Annotated in this window: 4 protein-coding genes; 1 reads left to right on the forward strand and 3 read right to left on the reverse strand. The window is 69.3% G+C overall.

Going from position 1 to position 2,777, the window contains the following annotated elements; translation table 11 throughout:
- Window positions 1-649: glycoside hydrolase domain-containing protein (locus VHD82_RS35010; RefSeq protein WP_325713580.1), on the forward strand; the 649-nt coding region annotated here is incomplete at its 5' end.
- An 11-nt stretch (window positions 650-660) separates the two neighbouring features.
- Here the strand turns inward: VHD82_RS35010 and VHD82_RS35015 are convergent.
- The 3 genes from VHD82_RS35015 to VHD82_RS35025 form a co-directional block, all read right to left on the reverse strand.
- The gene (locus VHD82_RS35015) at window positions 661-1,224 is read right to left on the reverse strand and encodes a DUF2510 domain-containing protein (RefSeq protein ID WP_325713582.1); all 564 of its coding nucleotides are present in this window, start codon (window positions 1,222-1,224) and stop codon (window positions 661-663) included.
- Between the two features lie 33 nt (window positions 1,225-1,257).
- Window positions 1,258-2,253, reverse strand: a complete 996-nt coding sequence (locus VHD82_RS35020; RefSeq protein ID WP_325713584.1) for a hypothetical protein — start codon at window positions 2,251-2,253, stop codon at window positions 1,258-1,260.
- Between the two features lie 80 nt (window positions 2,254-2,333).
- A partial coding sequence (locus VHD82_RS35025) for an HIT family protein (protein ID WP_325713586.1) occupies window positions 2,334-2,777 on the reverse strand: 444 nt, incomplete at its 5' end.

Raw genomic sequence — 2,777 nt, forward strand, 5'->3', positions numbered from 1 at the left:
GACGGGCTGGCAGTACCTGTGGCTCGTCCCGCAGGACGTGCGCGGCCTCGCGGCCGCCATCGGCAGGTCGACGATGCTGAAGCGGCTCGACCGGTTCTTCGCCGCGGCGCTTGATCGTCAGGTCGCGCCGGCCGTTCCGGAGACGCAGACACAGGGTTCGTTCTTCGGCGTCTACTACGTCGGCAACCAGTACACCCCGGCGAACGAGACGGACTTGCAGGCGCCGTGGTTGTACGACTGGCTGGGGGAGCCGTGGCGAACCCAGCAGGTCGTGCGCGCCGAGGCGAGTGCGTTCAACGCCTCGCCGTACGGACTGCCGGGCAACGACGACGCCGGCACCATGTCTGCCGCCTACGTCCTGTCGGCGATAGGCCTCTACCAAGCCCAGCCCGGCGTGGACGCGTGGGAGCTGTCGTCTCCGCTGTTCACGTCGGTGTCGATCCGTAACCGGTTCGCGATCGCCGCACCCGGCAGCAGCGCGCTGCGGGAGTACATCCGCTCGGCGCAGCTCAACCGGCGTTCGCTCAACCGGGCGTGGCTGACGTACCGAGAGCTGCATGGACGCCTCATGGAGTCGATGGCGTCGCGTCCCACCAAGTGGGCGACCGAGCCGAGCGCCGCGCCTCCGAGCCTGAGCGATCCTCGCTAGCGCGCTGTCGATCAGGTGTTGTTACGGAACATCACGATGCCGAAGATCACCGCGACCACGGCGGCACCGATCGCAAGCGGCGCCATCGGTTCGCCGCGGTCTTTGCTCCGCCACGCGCCGAAAGCCGGCGCGACACCGATGAAGACCAGACCGATCGAGAACGCGATGACGAAGTAGACGGCCGTGATGATGAACGTGTACACGGCGTACTGGTTCTGGTGGTAGAAGGTGCTGTTACGAGGCTGCTGGGTGCTCATCACCTGTGAGTACGACGAGCCGTACTGCGGCTGCTGAGGGTTCTGCGGGGCGCCGGCTTCAGGGTTTGCCGCCCACTGCTGCTGCGCGGCGTGGTGACCGACCTGTGCCGAGGGGTCGTATCCGGTTGCCGCCGCGCCGTAGCCCTGGGCCGCGCCGTACGCCGGCACCGCCGCAGCCGCCGGGGCTCCAGGGACGGGCTGCGCGGTTGCGGGGGTGGTGCCGTCCGAGGTCGCCGTGGTCCACGCCTGGCCGTTCCACCAGCGGTACGGCGCGGCGCCGCCCGGATCCGGGTACCAACCGGGCGCGGGACTGGTCACGTTGACTCCTGAACGACGAGGCTGGAAAGAACTCTATGCAGCCGACAGCAGCTGCCCGATCGATCCGAGATCGATCGGCGTGGCGTTGCCCGGTGCCGTAATGGTCGGCGCCTGCTGGGTGATGTTGAGCTCGAGCGGCAGGCTGATGTGCTCCTCGGTGTCGAACTGGCCGGCGTCGAGCTCGACCCTCGACAGCGCGGAGTTCTGCACGAAAGCGTCGAGATGAACCGATACGGCCGGAATCTTTGCCGGGTGCAGGGGCGGTAGCGCGGCCCCGCCGGGGATCAAGCCCGACAGCGTCGGTGCGACGGCGGCGTACTCGTCACTGATCAGCTTGCGCAGCTGGAACGTGATGCCGAGATCGTCGGTGCCACCACTCGCGGCGCGGGTGACCGACAGGTCAGCCAGCAGCGTTGAGAGCAGCTTCGCGCGAAGCGCGTTGAACTGGCTGGGCGCTGGCGTGGCGCCGAGCTGGCCGGTGGCCAGGCCCTCGAAGGACTTCAGTGTGGCCGCCGGAAGCGAGATCCACTTGCCGGCTAGCGCGTCGCGGACGAACGCCGGGGCACCGGACGCCATCCTTTCGACCTTGCGGAACGACGGCGCGCCGTTGGCGAGTCCGAGGAAGTAGCGCAGGTCGATGTGGGCATACAGCGCGCCGGCCACCTCCTCGAAGGTGAAGTAGTTCTGGTTGTCGTCACCGAGCGTGAGGGCGAAGGCGCTGCCGCCCGGCGACAGGCCGCCCGTCTCGCCGAGCGTCTTGCCGTCGGCCGCCTGGAACTCGATCCCGATGTGGTCGTTGCCGAGCGCGTCCGCCTGGGCCTTGGTCGGTCCGTCACCGCCGAACCCGGACGCGAGCTGGAGCAGGTCGGCACCCGACACGCCCAGGGAGAAGGTGAGCGCGAGCGAGTGGGCGTGACCCAGTGCGTGCACTGCGCTGGACAGCTCGGAGGCGGGGGAGGCGGAGTGGCTTGCGCCCGCGCCGCCGCTCGAGGTGCCACAGGCCGCGAGCAGCCCGGCGACACTCGCCAACGCGATTGAGGTGCGAACGGTCCGAGCGCGCATCAGCGTCCCCCTTTTGATGGTGGAACCGTACCGAACGGCCGCTGGGCTCAGCCGAACTCGTGCGCGTAGAGCACCGCGGCGAGCCGCTCGGCATGATCGCGAAGCGTCGCGTCCGGCAGCGGCTCGTCGTAGAACATGTCCGCCCAGGCGATCGGGCCACCGGGCGCCGGGTCGTCGAGGTATCGCGGCACCACGTGCGTGTGCAGGTGCGGCACCCAGTTGCCCAGTGTCATCAGGTTGATCTTCATCGGGTTGAAGACCCGGTCGATGGCGCGGGCGACGCGCGCGACGTCGGCCCAGTACGCCGCCGACTGGTCTTTGCTGAGTGCGAACGCCTCTGCGACGTGCTGGCCGTTCCACGCGACGACGCAGTACCCGGGAAGGCGGCTGCGCGGGTCCAGGCGGACCACCGTGGAGGTGAGTGCCGCGCCGGTCACCAGATCGCGGCTGCGCGGGTGGACCAGGCCGGCGCAGATCGGGCAGTCCGCGCC

Origin of the sequence: Amycolatopsis sp. (genome assembly GCF_035546795.1) — a bacterium.
Classification (GTDB): Bacteria; Actinomycetota; Actinomycetes; order Mycobacteriales; family Pseudonocardiaceae; genus Amycolatopsis_E.